The organism is Rhodococcus sp. DK176, from assembly GCF_038447315.2.
GTDB classification, from domain to species: domain Bacteria; phylum Actinomycetota; class Actinomycetes; order Mycobacteriales; family Mycobacteriaceae; genus Rhodococcus_F; species Rhodococcus_F jostii_A.
In genome coordinates, this window is sequence record NZ_CP118321.2 from 1207310 (window position 1) to 1223077 (window position 15768).

A 15768-nucleotide genomic window follows, 5' to 3' on the forward strand; every position below is an offset into this window, starting at 1 on the left:
CGCTCGACCGGAGCGATGGCGAGTCAGGTCACCGGAGCGAGCGCGCCGCCTGAACTGCCTCGAACTTCGCCAGGTTGTGCCGGGCGTCGGCGAGGGCGTCGTGCGCGTCACCCGGTGCAGGTGGGAGCGCCGGACTGCCGTGCTCCTCCCAGTACTGGCGGAGTTCCCGCGTGTACCGGGGCAGCGACTGCGGCAGCTCCGTCATGTCCCCCCACAGCTGGCAGAGGGCGACGTGGTCGTAGGCGGCCACCCACGCCCACAGTTCTGGGACGATGCCGGGGCGGGGAATCAGGAACGCGTAGAGGTCGTCGCGAATGCGGGCGCGGCTCTTCCAGAGGGGCGACGACGGCTGCGGCAGCTTCGGCAGCACGTTCCTGCGCACCCACTTGCCCGCACGGTCGGGATCGAACTCGGTGGACACCGCGTAGAATTCACGTCCGTCCTCTGCGACCACCCCGATCGACACCAGGTCGATCGTGCGACCATCCTCGATGAACTCGCAGTCGTAGAAGTAACGCACGCCCGCAAACTATGCCTCACCCGTTGGCGTCATCCGGATCCACCCCTACCTCGTGAAGGAGGCCTCGGTGCGCTCAACCTCCGACGGTCGACAGTCCGCCACCCCTGTCGCGGACCCGCTCGACTCCCCGCGGGTGCCTCCGCATCTCCGTGTCGGTGGTCTCGTCGTCCGGGTCCTCGTCCTCGCCGGGCTCGCGGTCGGATTCGCCTACAACCTGCTCGGACTGCCCGGCCTGCGGGACTTCGGCAGCTACTACCGGCTGGATCTCGACGTCTACCGCCTGGGCGGTTCGGTGTTCCTGCACGGCCCGACCCTGTACGGGTCGATGCCTGCCACCCAGATGGGCAACTTCCTGCCGTTCACGTACCCGCCGCTCGCCGCCGTCGTCTTCAGTCCGCTGTCGACGGTGTCGCTGTCGACGGCCGGGACCGTCGTGACGGTGTTGTCGCTGATCGCACTGTTCGGCGTCCTCGTCGTCACGCTCGACTCGCTGGGCATCGCACCCCGCACCACGCTGGTGTGGACGGCCCTCGGCGCGCTCGCGGTGTCGATGGCCCTCGAACCCGTTTCCTCGACCCTGGACTACGGGCAGATCAACATCCTGCTGATGCTGCTGGTGGCGGCGGACTGCCTGCCGAAGAAGACGCCGTGGCCGCGCGGCGTGCTGATCGGCCTCGCGGCGGCGGTGAAGCTGACGCCTGCCGTGTTCATCCTGTACTTCCTGGTGCGCAAGGACTTTCGCTCGGCCGTCGTGACCGCGGTCAGTTTCCTCGCGTTCAGCGCCGTGGGCGCGATCGCGACGTGGAACGACTCCGTCACCTACTGGACGCACACCCTCTTCGATTCCGATCGGATCGGCACCCCGGCGTATCCCGCGAACCAGAGCATCACCGGTGTGCTGGCCCGGCTCGGACTGAGCGACTCGGTGCGCACCCCGATCTGGCTGCTGCTGAGCGTCGTGGTTCTCGCACTCGTGATTCTCGCGATGGTGCGGGCGCTGCAGTCCGGCGAGACCGCGCTCGCGCTGGGACTCAACGCCGTCCTCGGACTGCTCGTCTCCCCCGTGTCCTGGTCGCACCACTGGGTGTGGTCGGCACCGGTGATCCTCGTGCTCGGGGTCCTCGCCTACCGTCGCCGGAGTGTCGCCCTGGCGGTCACGGCCGTGGTCGGCGTCGTCGTCGTGAGGCTCGCCGCGCACTGGAAACTCGGGGTGGGACGGTGGAGCGGAACCCACTGGAATCTGTGGGATCAGTTTCTGGCGTCGTCGTACGTGTGGTGGGGACTGGCCGTGGTGCTGGTCGCGATGTTCGCGTTCCGCACCCGCCGCTCACAGTCCGACGAGGACGATCGTTCGGAGACCTCCGACGATCTCACCGTCCCCGTCGGCTGAGAGGTCGCGGCGGTCAGCTCGCCCGCGTGTCCGGCAGTCTCGTGACGGTGGTGGCGTCGCTCGCAGGCGCCACATCGGCCACCGAGGCGTCGGCGGCGGGCGCCTTCTTCTTCAGCGTTGCCGCGTAGATGTCGACGTACTCCTGACCCGACAGCTTCATCAGCTTGTACATGACCTCGTCGGTGACGGCCCGCTCGACGAACCGGTTGCCGCCCATGCCCTCGAAACGGGAGAAGTCGATGGGCTCACCGACGCGGATGGTGACCTTCGAGGGACGCCACACCCGGGAGCCGATCGGGTTGACCTTCTCCGTACCGATCATCGCGACCGGGATGACCTTCACACCGGACTCCAGAGCCATGCGAGCCAGGCCCGTCTTGCCCTTGTAGAGGCGGCCGTCGGGCGACCGGGTGCCCTCCGGGTAGATCCCGAGCAGCTTGCCCTGCGAGAGGACGCGCAGCCCGGCGTTCAATGCATCCTGCGCGGCGTCGGCGCCCGTCCGGTCGATCGGCACCTGACCGACCACCGAGAAGAACCAGCGCTGGAAGGCGCCCTTGAGTCCCGTCCCGGTGAAATACTCGCTCTTCGCGAGAAAAGTGATCCTCCGCGGCACACGCAACGGCAGGAAGAACGAATCCAGCACGGCCTGATGGTTACTCGCCAATATGGCCCCACCCTCCGCCGGAATGTTCTCCGTACCCTCCACGGTCGGCCTACCCAGCCCCCAGAGAACCGGCCCCAAAAACACGTACTTGAAGAGCCAGTACCACATGGCGTCCCTCCCGTTCACAACCCAAGCTTCGTTCGGGTCGACTCTACTTCGGGTGGGTGAGGGTCGCTACACACGGCCGGGAGGCCCGCACAGCATCACACTCTGCGGGTTTACAGCAGTGGGCCGGACGTCAACCCACCCGATCGGGCAGGACGGCCCGGGCGAGTTCCGCCGCTCCGATCATGCCCGCCGCCTCCCCCAGCTGAGTCGGCCGGATGCGGGCCAGCGGCCGGTGCCCGGCCCCCGTCGTCAGCGCCGCGTAGTGCCCACGGGCCTCGTCGATGAACAGCGGTGAGGAACTCGCGACGCCCCCGGCGATCACGACGAGATCCGGGTCGTACACGTCCCCGATGAGTGCCAGGCCGACGCCGAGCCACCGGGCGAACTCCCGCATGGTCTCCAGTGCCAGCGGATCGCCGTCCTGTGCCGCGCCCGCGATCCGCCTGCCCGTCAGCGCACCCGGATCGACCGCCACGTCCCGCGCGAGGACCGTCGACGTCGCCGGATCCGCGGCCAGAAGTTCGATCGCCGTGTCGACGAGGGCCGTCCCGCTGCAGTACCGCTCCCAGCAGCCGTGCTTGCCGCACGCGCACGGCCGTCCGTCCGGGACCACCTGGATGTGGCCGAGTTCGGGTGCGACGCCGTGGCTGCCGCGGTACAGCCGACCGTCTGCGAGGAGCGCCGCCCCGATGCCCGTGCCGATGGCGAGCATCACCACGTTCCGGCCGCCTGCTGCCGCCCCGAACCGGTGCTCGGCCCACGCCGCCGCGTTCACGTCGTGCTCGAGGATCACCGGCAGACCGAGACGCTGCCCGAGGTCCCGGCCGACCGGTGCACCCACCCACGGCAGATGCGGCGCGAACCGCACCGTTGTGCGGTCGGGGGTGATGAACCCGGCGACCGCCAGCCCCACCGCGGCGACGTCGTGCCGTGCGGACAGCTCCCGGACCGCCCGGTCCAGGCCGTTCTCGAGTGCCTTCGCCGACGCCGGGGTCGGCGACTGGAGCGAGTCGAGCACCTCACCGGCCGAGTCGACCACCGACGCACGGATGCTCGTTCCACCCACGTCGATGCCGATGGTCAGCGCCGCGCTGCCGCCACGTTCGCTGCCCGTACCTGTGCTCATGGAGATGATTGTGCCCATGCCGGATCGCCGACGTGCACGAGTCCGGCGATCCGGCCCGCGCGGGGCACGCTCAATGTTTGATGGTGACCGTGATCGGTTCGAACGCCGAGCCGCCGTCCGCTTCGGACGTTCCGCCGCCGGGGCCGGGTTCCGGAGCGTCGGGACCGCCGGGCCCCGGGGTGTCGTGAACGGCGTGCTCGTCGAGGACCTGCCGCAGCACCGCGATCAGCACGGACGCCTGGCCCGCGAGCAGGGTCACGAGATCGTGCTGCTCGCCGCGGATCAGCGCCGCGAGCGCGCACACCGGGCACCACGTGCATCCCGACCACTGCCCGGTTCCGGGGATCGCGTCCTCGGCGCCGGCCTGGGCGTGCGGCGCCGCCGCGCGTTGGAGAAGCGGCTCGAGACGGTCCAGGGCGGTCTCGGCGAGTGCCCGCAGCTCAGCCACCAGCTGTGCGTGGTCGTCGTTCATACCGGCCACACCTGCGGGTCGGGCGTGAAGCGCACGACCAGATCACTTCCGTCGAGTTCTGCCCCCGCGACGACGCACCGGCGCAGGACCGAGGCGAGGCGGACCCGGCGGCGCACCCCTTCAGCTCCCACGACCAAGTCGTCCTCCACTCGACCCAGCGTGAGGGTCGACGGGTTCACGAGCGGCAGATACATCCGCATCGTGTACACAGAATCCACACCGGCCCCCGATTCCAGCCCCACCCGCACCGCAGGTGGGTTCTTCCCCAGCACCGCAACCGCGTCCGTGTCGTCGGCATACAACTCCCGGGCGATTCCGCCGAGATCGGCCCACCCTACCGGCTCCGTAACCGACCGGGTCACCGAGAGGATCACGGTGGCGCCCGCGGAGGCGGTCAGCTCGGCGAGGACCCGTTGCTGCAGGGCTCGCCGCCTGATCAACCATGCCACACCGGGATCGTCGTGTCCTGCCGGCGAATCGAAGTGCGGCAGAAGGTTGTTCACGAGGATGGCATCGACGCGCAGGCCGGACAGTGCGGCCACCGCCACGGTGCGCCGGGTCTCGGTCAGCACCACCCGCTCCGGTGTCGTCACCAGTCGCACAGTGGTTTTCGCCCGGTTCGCGAGCATCTCCCGGACCTCGCCGACCGTGGCGACGACCTGCTCGATCAGCGTCACCAGCATCACGAGGCGGGGATCGGAACCCAGGAGCGCGGCGATGCGGCGATGCTGCGGCCACACCCGCTCGATGTACTCGAGAGCCGTCGCGGGCGCGGCGAGCGTCCGCAGGCAGTCCGCGGTGGGCGGGCAGTCGACCACGACGGCGTCGTACTCGCCCTCGGTGGCGAACCGGACGACTTCACGCAGGCCGAGCACGTCCTGCACGCCGGGAAGCCCGGTCAGCTCCTCCGGCTCGAGCGCGGACAGCTGGGCACCGTGGTCGTGCGTTCCTGCGGCCGCGAGAACCGCTGTCAGACTCCGGAATCTGTCCTCGAGCAACGTGAGGGTGTCGAGTTCCAGGACATCGAGGGTGTCGGTCACGGGCACGAGGTCCCGGGCGGCGGCGATCCCGATGACGTCGGCGAGAGAGTGCGCCTGGTCGAGCGAGACGAGCAGAGTCCGGTGTCCGGCCTCTGCGGCCGCCTGTGCCGTCGCGGCCGCGAGCGTCGTCTTCCCGACGCCCCCCTTCCCGACGAAGAACTGGACCCGCGCAGGTCCGGCACGACCCTCGCTGCTCAGCCTTCCACCCGTTTCTTGAGTTCCTTGAGGGCGGTGTCGGTGATCGCCTTCTCCGCCTTGCGCTTGAACAGGCCGATCATCGGGATGGTGAGGTCGACGGTGAGCTCGTACGTGACGGTGGTGCCGCCGCCCGGTTCGTCCTCCAGAACGTACGAACCGAACTGCGACTTCTGGATCTCACCGGACTCGAGTTCCCAGCTGACCGATTTGCCGTCGGGCGCCCAGTCGTAGCGGAGTACGTACGTGTCCTTGACCATGCCGGCGTCGAGCACGAACCGCACCCGGTCGGCCCGGCCGCCCTTGCCGGGTTCCATGACCTCGACGGACTTCGCGGCGGTCACCCACGCCGGGTACGCGTCGAAGTCGGCGATCACATCCATCACCCGGGCGGGCGGCGCCTCGATACTGATCGACCTCTTGGTCCTCTCGGGCATGGAGTGAACGCTTCCTTTCGCCTGGCCGACCCGCTCGTCGATCGCGGGGCCACGCCGTTACCGGTTTCGTATGTCTGTGTTGTGCCCGACTATCACACACGATCTCGGCGCTCTGACACAATGCCGACCCTGCCGCGGCGGGCGGATCCGCCTCAGGACGGCGGTTCTCCCGCAGCGCGACCTGCCTCGAGTTCCTTCTTCACTTCGAAGGACATCACTTTTCCCTCGACGCGCCTGCGACGGTTCAGCGCGGCCAGATCGGGGGTGCCCTCGCTGCGGGCCGGTTCGGCGTGGAGGAAGTAGTGGACGATCGCTCCGTCCAGCACCGGCTCGAGCCACACTTCCATGGTTCCGGTGAGCGGTCCGGCCACCGTCCACCGGATGCCCTTCTCGGCCCGGTCCTCGCGGACGGCGAGGGTGAGATCGGGCCACCACCGGCGCCAGCGGGCTGGCGGGGCGATCGCCGCCGCGACCTGCTGCGGTGGGGCCGCGATGAACGTCTGGTCTGCGACCTGAATGCTGCTCACGGCGACTAGCTTCACATACCGCCGTGGGCGGTGGCCGCGGGGTTCCGCGGCACCTCGCGGACAGGGCTCTGACCACCCTTCTTCGGCCAGGAAGCAGACCGGGCCGGGGAAGGTCTAAAGTTGGGACCGCAATCCTACTCGTCAGTATTTTCAGTGTCGGAGGTTTTCGTGCCCGAGTTCAGCGCGCCACAGTCGTTCACGATCGCGGAGGACGCGTCCGCGGTCGACTCGGTGTTCGCCCACGCCGCGGCCGACCCGACGCTGGTCGTGTACAAGCGCAAGATCGGCGGACGCTGGACCGACGTCACGGCCGCCGAATTCGCGGCTCAGGTCACCGCGGTCGCGAAGGGCCTCATCGCCCTCGGCGTCCAGCAGGGCGACCGGGTGGCACTGATGTCGGCCACCCGGTACGAGTGGCCCCTCGTCGACTTCGCGATCTGGGCGGCGGGCGGCGTCACCGTCCCGATCTACGAGACGTCCTCCGCCGAGCAGGTCCGGTGGATCCTCGAGGACTCCGCCGCGATCGATCTCGTCGTCGAGAACGCGACGCACGCGGCCACCGTGAAGGCCGTCGCCGCCGAGGCGACCGCGCTCCGCGGCGTCTACCAGATCGAGGCGTCCGACGGCGGCCGTGGCGTCGTCGAGGAACTGACCGAACTGGGCGCCGACGTTCCCGACGCCGAAGTCCGGGCCCGCGTCGCCGCGCTGAAGTCGAGCGATCCGGCCACCCTCATCTACACCTCCGGCACCACCGGCAGGCCCAAGGGCTGCCAGCTCACCCATTCCAACCTCATCGCCGAGTCCAGGGGCATCCTCGATTCCAGCCTCGGCACCCTGCTGAAGACGCCCGGCGTCAGTACCCTCATGTTCCTGCCGATGGCGCACGTGCTGGCGCGCGCCGTCAGCATCGCGTCGTTCGACGCCGGCGCCGCACTCGGACACACCAGCGACATCCCGAACCTCGTCCCCACGTTCGGCGAGTTCCGCCCCGACTTCATCCTGTCGGTGCCGCGGGTGTTCGAGAAGGTGTACAACAGCGCCCGCGCCAAGGCCCACGGCGAGGGCAAGGGCAAGATCTTCGACGCCGCCGCCGAAACCGCCATCGCCTGGAGCGAGGCTCAGGACAAGGGCGGGCCGGGACTGGTCCTCAAGGCCAAGCACGCACTGTTCGACAAGCTGGTGTTCTCGAAGCTGCGGGCCGCGCTCGGCGGCAAGTGCCAGCTGGCGATCTCGGGCGGCGCACCGCTCGGCGCCCGCCTCGGCCACTTCTTCCGCGGCATCGGCATCACGATCTACGAGGGCTACGGCCTCACCGAGACGTCCGCGGCGTTCGCGGTCAACACGATCGGCGAGCAGAAGGTCGGCTCGGTCGGCAAGCCGTTGGCGGGCAATTCCGTTCGCATCGCCGACGACGGCGAGATCCTGCTGTCGGGGCCGGTCGTCTTCAGCGGCTACTGGCGCAACGAGAGCGCGACCGCCGACGCGATCGAGAACGGCTGGTTCCACACCGGCGACCTCGGATCGGTCGACAAGGACGGGTACATCACGATCACCGGCCGCAAGAAGGAGATCATCGTCACAGCGGGCGGCAAGAACGTCTCCCCCGCCCAGCTCGAGGATCACCTGCGTGCGCACCCGCTGATCAGCCAGGCCATCGTCGTCGGAGATCAGCAGCCGTTCATCGGCGCGCTCATCACCATCGACGCCGACGCACTGCCCGCGTGGAACGAGCGCACCGGCAAGCCCGCAGGGACGACGGTCGCGGACCTGCTGACCGACGCCGACCTCACAGCCGAGATCGACGAGGCCGTCGCGGAGGCCAACAAGCTCGTGTCGCACGCGGAGGCCATCAAGAAGTTCCGGGTCCTGCCCGTCGACTTCACGGAGGAGACCGGCGAGCTCACGCCGACGATGAAGCTCAAGCGCAACGTGGTGCACGACAGCTTCGCCGACGACATCGCGGCCATCTACGCCAAGTAATGCCTTCGGCTCGTGAGTACTTGTCAACCGCCCGCGGTTGACAAGTACTCACGGGCGGTCACGCAAGTAATGCCTGCAGCTTGGCGGCGAGCACGTCCCATCGCCACTCCGCCTTGACCCATTCGCGGCCGGCCGCACCCATCGCGGCTGCGCGGTCGCGATCCGACAGCACCGAGATCACCGATCGCGCCACCTCGGCCACCGACGTGCCGTCCACGACCATCCCGGTTTCGTTCTGCCGCACCGTTTCCGGGGCACCACCGGACTGTCCGGCGATCACCGGCACACCGGTCGCCGACGCCTCGAGGAAGACGATGCCGAGGCCCTCGACGTCGAGTCCCGCGCCTCTCGTGCGGCACGGCATCGCGAAGACGTCGGCGATCGTGTGGTGCGCCGCCAGCTCCGCGGACGGCACCGTGCCCGTGAACACGACGTGGTCCTCCACCCCGACCGAGCGCGCGAGCGAGCGCAGACGGTCCTCGTAGGGGCCGCCGCCGACGATCACGAGCACGGCGCCGTCGATGTGCTCGCGGATGCCCGGGAGCGCCTTGATGAGGATGTCCTGGCCCTTGCGCGGCACGAGACGCGACAGGCACAGGACCGTCGGCCGCTCCCCCAGCCCGTAGCGGGCCCGCAGTTCGGCCCGCGCCCCGCTGTCCGGGGTGAACAGGTCGGTGTCGACTCCGGGCGGCAGGTGTTCGAGCGCGGCACTCGCGCCGAACGCGGACGCGAATCGTCCCCTCGTGTACCGGCTGACGTACGTGACGACGTCGGTCCGGTCGCCGATCCGTCCGAGAGCCTGGCGGGCGGCGGGGAGCATCGACCAGCCGACCTCGTGCCCGTGGGTGCTCGCGACCACCCGTTCCGCCCCGGCGCGGCGCAGCGTCGAACTCAGCAGCGCGAGCGGGGCCGCTGCGCCGAACCAGACGCCCGTGCAGTCGTGTTCGGCGAGCAACTTGGCGGCACGGCGGGCGACGAACGGCGTGGGCACCATCAAGGTGGTGGGGTGCCGGACGACCTGAAACGGTTGCCGCGCATCGAACTTGATGTGCGAGTCGCCGCGCCAGCGCGGAGCATAGACGACGAAGTCGTCGGCGGGCAGGTGCTTGGCGAAGGTGTGCAGGTACGACTGAATTCCACCGGGTCGCGGCGGAAAATCGTTCGTCACCAACAGGGTTCGGCGCATGTGATCACCGTAGGCGGTGGACCGTGCGTAGGCCGACGCAGGGTCACCCCAGGTGAGCGCCCACCCAGTCGGTCCAGCGGCCGCGGAATTGATCGGCGTCGACGCCGAGGACGTCGGACAGCCGTCCGTCGACCGCCTCCGGGTCTCCCTCCCCCACGGCCAGCGTCCGGTACAGCTCCGTGAGCCTCGATTCGCCGTACTGCTCCGCGACGAAGGCGTTGATCGACCACGCCGTCTCGTAGGCGACCGAGCCGCGTTCGCCGTATCCGGAGAAGTCGGTGTCCTCGGGGAACTCGGTCGGCGGACCCTCGGCGCCCACCTGCGCGGTCAGCGCCGGCGCGATCTGCCGTTCGGCTTCGCCGGTACCCCGGTATGCCGCGTACTCCGCGTAGCCCTCCAGCACCCACATCGGTGAGCGGTCCACCGTCTCGGCGCGCGCCGCCACGTGGATCAGCTCGTGCCGCAGGATCGCCCGCCGGGTGACCTCGGTCAGCCGGTCCGCGGATGCGGGGCTGAACACGATCCGCTGTCCGGTGACCGTGGCGGCATCGGGGTCGACGGCGTCCGAGATGGCGACGGCGGCGATGTCGCGTCCGTCGTGATTCGGGCCGACGAGCGCCGTGAACTCGTCCTGCGATCCCGCGACCCACACGAGCGCGCGCCCCGCCCAGTTCGAACCCCACAGCTGAGTGGCGTTGACGACGGCGGCGGGAAGTTCGTCCGCCAGCCGGTCGACCATGGTGGCGTTCTCGGGATGTCCGAGCACCACCGACGTCCGCCCGTCACCGGTGTCGACGCGGCGCGACACGACGGGTCCGAAATCCCACGGTCCACGCCAGGTCCGCCGGTCGCCGTCCACGGTGGCGCTGTCGCTGACCAGTGCCCAGCGCTCGCCGCGCCGGGCGACGACGAGAGCCACCGGCTTTCGGGTGGGACTCTCGTCCGCGATCGCGTAGCGGAGCTGCACGGCGGGGGCCCACACCTCGTCGGCCCCGAGCGCGTCGACGAGACTCGACGGCACCGCCGTCTCGGCGCCCTCGGCGATCTCGTAGCCCCAGTCCGAGAATTCCACCCCGGCAACGTTGCCCGCCCGCCGCGTCTCGGCGGCCAGGAATCCCGGTGCCGCCGCCTGATCCATCAGACCGGACAGCCGGGCCGCGTCGTTCGTCCGCACGACCGACGCCCACGTGTCGAGGAGCGTCTGGACGGCTGCCGCACGCGCCTCGGCGTCGGCTTGCGCGGTGCCGACGGCCCCGTCGGCGTCCCGCTCGGTCCGGGAGAACCCCGTCAGTGCGAGTACGACGACGACGGCGAGGACGAGTCCGGCCAGTGCGGCCAGCTCCCACGGGCGCGCCTGACGGCGCGAGGTCGGATCCGTTGCGGGAGACGGGTCTGAAGCGGGCACGCCGGTGAGTGTATGAGCACACCCGGCCGCCGCTGTCGGAGCGGTCGCCGTCAGTAGCGGCGCGCCCCGTAGAAGGGGAACTTCGCCATCGACTCGATCTTCACCGGAACACCGAACGTCGAGGCGTGGAGAATGTTGCCGTTGCCGGCATAGAGGCCGACGTGGGACGCGTCGTTGTAGAAGAGGACGACGTCGCCGGGCTGCAGGGCGTCGCGGGACACCGGGGTGCCGCCGCTGGCCTGCGCCTGACTGGACCTGGGCAGCGTCTTGCCGATCTGCTTGTACGCCCACACGACGAGTCCCGAGCAGTCGAATTCGTCCGGACCGGTGGCGCCCCACACGTAGGGGTCGCCGATACGGGTCATGCCTGCCTGCAGCGCGCTCGTGCCCGAGCCGGGGGTGAGATGCGCGAGGATCGTGTTCGGGTCGAAGCCGGGCGGGAACGGCGTCCCCGCCAGCTGGTCGCGTTCGGCGCCGGTGAGATCTCCGAATGCCTTGATCACGTCGGCGATCTGCGCCTGCAGGTCGCTCTGCTTGCGTTGTAGATCGTCGCTCACCGCTTTCGCTTGCTCGGTCGCGGAGCGTGCGGCATCCGCGGACTTCTTCGACGCCTCGGCGGCCTTCGTGGCTTCCGATGTGGCGGACTGGAACTGCGCGACCTGATTGCGGGTGTCGTTGGAGATGGCGTCCAGAGCGGACATCTGGTCCAGGAGCTGCTGCGGCGAATCGCTCACCATTACGGCGAAGAGGCGATTGGTCCGTGCGCCCTGGTAGTTGGCGGTGGCGAGCTTGTTCACGACGGGCTGGAAGACGGCGACGCGCGCGTTGGCGGCGTCGAGCACACCCTGGTCCGCCGCGAGCTCGGCGTCGGCGTCGCGTTGCGCCGACTGCTTGGCCTCGAGATCGATCTGCGCGTTGTGGAGTGCCTCCGACGTCTGCTCGGACTGCCGGGACAGGTCACCGAGCTTTGTCAGCGCGTCGGTCGGGTTGGTGGTGACCGGGTCTGCACCCGCCTGGATCGCGGGCAGCGACACGAGCGCCACCGACAGCACGCCGGCGGTCAGCACGCTGCCCAGGGAGCGCTTCATCTTGTGTGAGGCCACGGAAATGCAGTTCTCCGATCGTCGCTCTCCACCAGCCGGGTCGGGTGTCCGATGCGCGGCTCAGGGATTTCCTCGGCCGATGCGACCGTGGAGTGCCGAAGAGGTGGTGACCCGCGTTGCCGCCCGGTTGGCGCGACAAGACTTCGCAAGGTCTCGGATAGGTTACGGAATGGCATACGTTTGTGTCCACCTGTGTCACGAACGGGGTGGCGGGGACCACCCGACGGGTGAACGACACGCTGTCTGCCTGGGGCGCAACGACATCGAGGGTGGGTTCGAATCGTGATTCGAACCCACCCTCGGTGGTCGTGCGAGATCCTACGAAGCTACCCCGTGCATCCCCGCGCTCGACTCGGTGGATGCCTCGCGTCGCGTGTGGATCAGTAGCGGCGTGCGCCGTCGAAAGGCATGGACGCGATGGGCGCCAGCTTGACGGGCTGCCCCTCGGTGGAGGCGTGGATCACGTTGCCGTTGCCGGCGTAGATGCCCGAGTGCGATCCGCCGTAGAAGGAGACCACGTCGCCGGGGCGGAGATCGGACTGCGACACGGGAGTGCCTGCCGCCGCCTGCGCGTAGCTGGTGCGCGGCAGGTTCAGTCCGGCCTGCTTGAACGCCCACTGCACCAGACCGGAGCAGTCGAACGAGTTGGGGCCGGCGGCGCCGTAGACGTACGGCGAGCCGAGCTTGGTCTGTGCGGCCTGAACGGCCTTGTCACCTGCGGTGCTGGCCGGCGCCGGGGGCGCAGGCAGGTTCGGGACACCGGGGATCTGCGGGATGACGACACCCGGGATCTCGAAGGTTCCGACTCCGGGGATGGTGACGGGATCTGCGGCCGCGGGGGCCGCGGTAGCGGTGAGCGCTCCGACTGCGAGCGCGCCGGCGACGACTGCCCGTCGCACATTCCGCTTGGAAACTTGTGACGCCACGAAAGGGGTACTCCGTTTCTTCCATTCATCCGCCGACCGAGTTAGCTGACGGGTTCGGGCTGGGAAGATCAGCCCTACCCACCGGTGCGTGAGGACGTCCCGGCGGGATTCACCCCAGTAGAAACTTGGGTTCCCGGTACGGCCACTCTCGCGAGAGACCGATTAGGCGGTGACTAGCGATGCTGCCCCGGTGTTGGGGCTGCGAGACTCCGCTAGGTCTCAGGAAGGTTACGAAATGGAATACCCCGATGTCGACCGGGACACGCGGAAAGTGTCCGTTTGGGCCGATTTGGGCTTCGCGGGCGCGCGATACCCACATTCGGTAACGACTGGATAACAGGCGGTTGGTTTCCGATCCCTTTTCGATAGCGGGAGTGGGCATTTTCGCGGAGCCTGACGACTCCCCGATGTCTTCTCGACCAGTGTTCCTGCTGTTCAGCGGGGTGCCGCGGACCGCACCCGCCGCACGCGCCGGACCTGCCGGCACCGGTCCCCGCCCCGTCCGGACCCCTCCTTCGCGGTCGCGCGCCCGACCCTCGCACCGCCCGCGACCGTCGCCCGAGGCGGGCAGTGTGATCCTCGTCTCTCCGGGCTCTTCGGGCTCGCCGGGCGGTTCTGTCGGTGCCCGTCCATACGCTCTGAGCCGTGAGCGTCCCCGGTGTACCCGAACAGCTGAGATTCGACGAGCTCGACACCCCACTGCGGGACACCACGTTCGTGGTGGTCGATCTCGAGACCACCGGAGCGCGGCCGGGCGAGGACGCCATCACCGAGATCGGCGCCGTGAAGATCCGCGGTGGCGAGGTGATCGCCGAAATGGCCACCCTCGTCGACCCGGGGCGGTCCATTCCCCCGCACATCGTGGAGATCACCGGCATCACCACCGCCATGGTGATCGACGCCCCGCGGATCGAGCGAGTGCTGCCGGCGTTCCTCGAGTTCGCACGCGGGGCGGTGCTCGTCGCGCACAACGCCCCGTTCGACACAGGCTTCCTCAAGGCCGCCGCGTCCGCGACCGACACCCCCTGGCCCAAGTTCACCGTGCTCTGCACCGTCAAACTGGCCCGGCGCGTCCTCAGCCGCGACGAAGCGCCGTCGGTCAAGCTGTCGTCGCTGGCCCGGCTGTTCGACGTCGGGACCACTCCGACCCACCGCGCACTCGACGACGCCCGTGCCACCGTCGACGTCCTGCACGCCCTCATCGCGAGGGTCGGCAATCAGGGAGTGCACAGTCTCACCGAGCTCGTCGACTACCTTCCCGACGTCTCCTCGCACCAGCGGGCGAAACGCTCGCTCGCCGGCCATCTCCCCCATGCCCCCGGCGTCTACCTCTTCCGCGGACCGTCCGACGAGGTCCTGTACGTCGGCACAGCCACCGATCTGCGCCGGCGGGTGCGCAACTACTTCACCGGCTCCGAGACGCGCGGCCGGATGAAGGAGATGGTGGCGCTGACCACCCGGATCGACCACGTCGAGTGCGCGCACGCACTCGAGGCCGGTGTGCGCGAGCTCCGGCTGCTGGCAGCGCACACGCCTCCGTACAACCGGAGATCCAAGTACCCGAAACGCGGCTGGTGGATCACGCTCACCGTGGAGGCCTTCCCCCGGTTGTCGGTGGTGCGTACCCCGACCGCCGACTCGCTCGGTCCGTTCCGGTCGCGCTCGACCGCCGTCGACCTCGCCGACGTCCTCGCCGAGTACTGCATTCTCCGCACCTGCACGAGCCGCATCCCGAAGGGAAGGGAGCACGGTCCGCAGTGCCCACCCCGCGAGCTCGCAGGCTGCCCGGCGTCCGTCCACGACCGCGCCACGGAGGACGCCTACCGTCCCGGACCGGAACTCTTCCGGCAGTTCCTGCGCGGCCTGGACGACGCGCCGCTGCACCGCATGCGCGCACGGGTGGAGGAGCTGGCCGCAGGCGAGTTGTTCGAGAACGCCGCACGCCTGCGTGATCGCACCGCCGAGGTCGTGCTCGCGTTGCGGAGGATGCAGCGCCTGGCCGCCCTCACCGCGCTCGATCAGCTCGTGGCCGCTCGCCCGGCCGCGACCGGCGGCTGGGAGTTCGCGGTGATCCGTTCCGGGCGGCTCGCGTCCGCGGGCTGCGCGCGGCGCGGAATCCACCCGATGCCGGTGGTCGATGCGCTCGTCCTCACCGCCGAAACCGTCGTTCCCGACGCAACTCCGCTCCGCGGCGCGTCCCCCGAGGAGGCCGGACTGCTGGCGCGCTGGCTCGACCAGGAGGACACCCGCATCGTCAGCGCCTCCGCGGGCTGGTGCGAGCCCGCACGGGGCGCCGGATCCTGGTCCGAGTGGTGCGCACTCGCGCGAGCGGGGAGCGCGTCGACACGGGACGCCGAGAGCCGACCACCCGCACCGGGTTCCGCCGACCACCGCTTAGGCTGGCGATCATGATCAACGCCATCGTCCTGATCCACGCCGAAGCCCACCGCATCCCGGAGACCGCTCAGGCCGTCGCCGACATCGAGGGCGTCGACAAGGTCTATTCCTGCGCAGGCGACGTCGACCTGATCGCGATCGTGCGGGTCCGGGACCACGCGAAGATCGCGGAGGTCGTCACCGAGGGAATCAACAAGGTGGACGGCGTCTCCCGGACGGCGACGCACATCGCGTTCCAGTCCTACTCCAGCGCCGACGTGGAAGCGGGCTTCTCGATCGGCGAGTAGCTCCG

General features: G+C 69.4%; 15 protein-coding genes and 1 riboswitch. Of the genes, 4 read left to right on the plus strand and 11 right to left on the minus strand.

The window, feature by feature from the left end:
* Positions 1-28 precede the first annotated feature (28 nt).
* Positions 29-520 (minus strand): polyadenylate-specific 3'-exoribonuclease AS, encoded by a 492-nt coding sequence (locus tag PSR88_RS05645; protein ID WP_011594241.1) that lies wholly within the window; start codon positions 518-520, stop codon positions 29-31.
* 67 nt (positions 521-587) lie between these two features.
* On the opposite strand from PSR88_RS05645, the gene PSR88_RS05650 reads away from it, so the two are divergent.
* Positions 588-1910, plus strand: a complete 1323-nt coding sequence (locus tag PSR88_RS05650; protein WP_029537333.1) for a glycosyltransferase 87 family protein — start codon at positions 588-590, stop codon at positions 1908-1910.
* Between the two features lie 13 nt (positions 1911-1923).
* Here PSR88_RS05650 and PSR88_RS05655 read toward each other — a convergent pair whose 3' ends face one another.
* From PSR88_RS05655 to PSR88_RS05680, 6 genes are all read right to left on the minus strand, one after another.
* Positions 1924-2682, minus strand: coding sequence for a lysophospholipid acyltransferase family protein (locus PSR88_RS05655; protein WP_005260161.1), 759 nt, complete (start codon positions 2680-2682; stop codon positions 1924-1926).
* Between the two features lie 130 nt (positions 2683-2812).
* Positions 2813-3826 (minus strand): ROK family protein, encoded by a 1014-nt coding sequence (locus PSR88_RS05660; protein ID WP_009473761.1) that lies wholly within the window; start codon positions 3824-3826, stop codon positions 2813-2815.
* Between the two features lie 52 nt (positions 3827-3878).
* Positions 3879-4280 carry a hypothetical protein gene (locus PSR88_RS05665; RefSeq protein ID WP_009473762.1) on the minus strand — a complete coding sequence of 134 codons (402 nt, stop codon included), beginning with the start codon at positions 4278-4280 and terminating at the stop codon, positions 3879-3881.
* Positions 4277-5518 carry an ArsA family ATPase gene (locus tag PSR88_RS05670; RefSeq protein WP_081437412.1) on the minus strand — a complete coding sequence of 414 codons (1242 nt, stop codon included), beginning with the start codon at positions 5516-5518 and terminating at the stop codon, positions 4277-4279. Before PSR88_RS05670 ends, PSR88_RS05665 begins: the two co-directional genes overlap by 4 nt.
* Positions 5515-5952 carry an SRPBCC family protein gene (locus PSR88_RS05675; protein WP_009473765.1) on the minus strand — a complete coding sequence of 146 codons (438 nt, stop codon included), beginning with the start codon at positions 5950-5952 and terminating at the stop codon, positions 5515-5517. Before PSR88_RS05675 ends, PSR88_RS05670 begins: the two co-directional genes overlap by 4 nt.
* A gap of 152 nt (positions 5953-6104) precedes the next feature.
* Positions 6105-6479, minus strand: coding sequence for a hypothetical protein (locus tag PSR88_RS05680; protein ID WP_005260151.1), 375 nt, complete (start codon positions 6477-6479; stop codon positions 6105-6107).
* 168 nt (positions 6480-6647) lie between these two features.
* Here PSR88_RS05680 and PSR88_RS05685 point away from each other — a divergent pair, with 168 nt between their 5' ends.
* The gene (locus PSR88_RS05685; RefSeq protein WP_016880035.1) at positions 6648-8459 is read left to right on the plus strand and encodes an AMP-dependent synthetase/ligase; all 1812 of its coding nucleotides are present in this window, start codon (positions 6648-6650) and stop codon (positions 8457-8459) included.
* Between the two features lie 58 nt (positions 8460-8517).
* Here PSR88_RS05685 and PSR88_RS05690 read toward each other — a convergent pair whose 3' ends face one another.
* The 4 genes from PSR88_RS05690 to PSR88_RS05705 all read right to left on the minus strand — a co-directional run bounded on the left by PSR88_RS05690 (position 8518) and on the right by PSR88_RS05705 (position 13079).
* A complete protein-coding gene (locus PSR88_RS05690) occupies positions 8518-9645 on the minus strand; it encodes a glycosyltransferase family 4 protein (RefSeq protein ID WP_016880034.1) in 1128 nt (375 codons plus the stop codon).
* A 43-nt stretch (positions 9646-9688) separates the two neighbouring features.
* Positions 9689-11050 carry a hypothetical protein gene (locus PSR88_RS05695; RefSeq protein ID WP_016880033.1) on the minus strand — a complete coding sequence of 454 codons (1362 nt, stop codon included), beginning with the start codon at positions 11048-11050 and terminating at the stop codon, positions 9689-9691.
* A gap of 50 nt (positions 11051-11100) precedes the next feature.
* The gene (locus PSR88_RS05700; protein WP_011594247.1) at positions 11101-12153 is read right to left on the minus strand and encodes an NlpC/P60 family protein; all 1053 of its coding nucleotides are present in this window, start codon (positions 12151-12153) and stop codon (positions 11101-11103) included.
* A gap of 380 nt (positions 12154-12533) precedes the next feature.
* Positions 12534-13079 (minus strand): NlpC/P60 family protein, encoded by a 546-nt coding sequence (locus PSR88_RS05705; RefSeq protein WP_029537328.1) that lies wholly within the window; start codon positions 13077-13079, stop codon positions 12534-12536.
* Between the two features lie 14 nt (positions 13080-13093).
* Positions 13094-13258, minus strand: a riboswitch (cyclic di-AMP (ydaO/yuaA leader).
* Between the two features lie 466 nt (positions 13259-13724).
* Between PSR88_RS05705 and PSR88_RS05710 the strand changes: the two genes are divergently transcribed.
* Together PSR88_RS05710 and PSR88_RS05715 are read left to right on the plus strand one after the other, a co-directional pair.
* On the plus strand, positions 13725-15491 hold the full coding sequence (locus PSR88_RS05710) for a DEDD exonuclease domain-containing protein (protein ID WP_016880032.1): 1767 nt from the start codon (positions 13725-13727) through the stop codon (positions 15489-15491).
* Positions 15488-15763 carry an Lrp/AsnC family transcriptional regulator gene (locus tag PSR88_RS05715; protein ID WP_005247708.1) on the plus strand — a complete coding sequence of 92 codons (276 nt, stop codon included), beginning with the start codon at positions 15488-15490 and terminating at the stop codon, positions 15761-15763. The genes PSR88_RS05710 and PSR88_RS05715 overlap by 4 nt, the downstream gene beginning before the upstream one ends.
* Positions 15764-15768 lie beyond the last annotated feature (5 nt).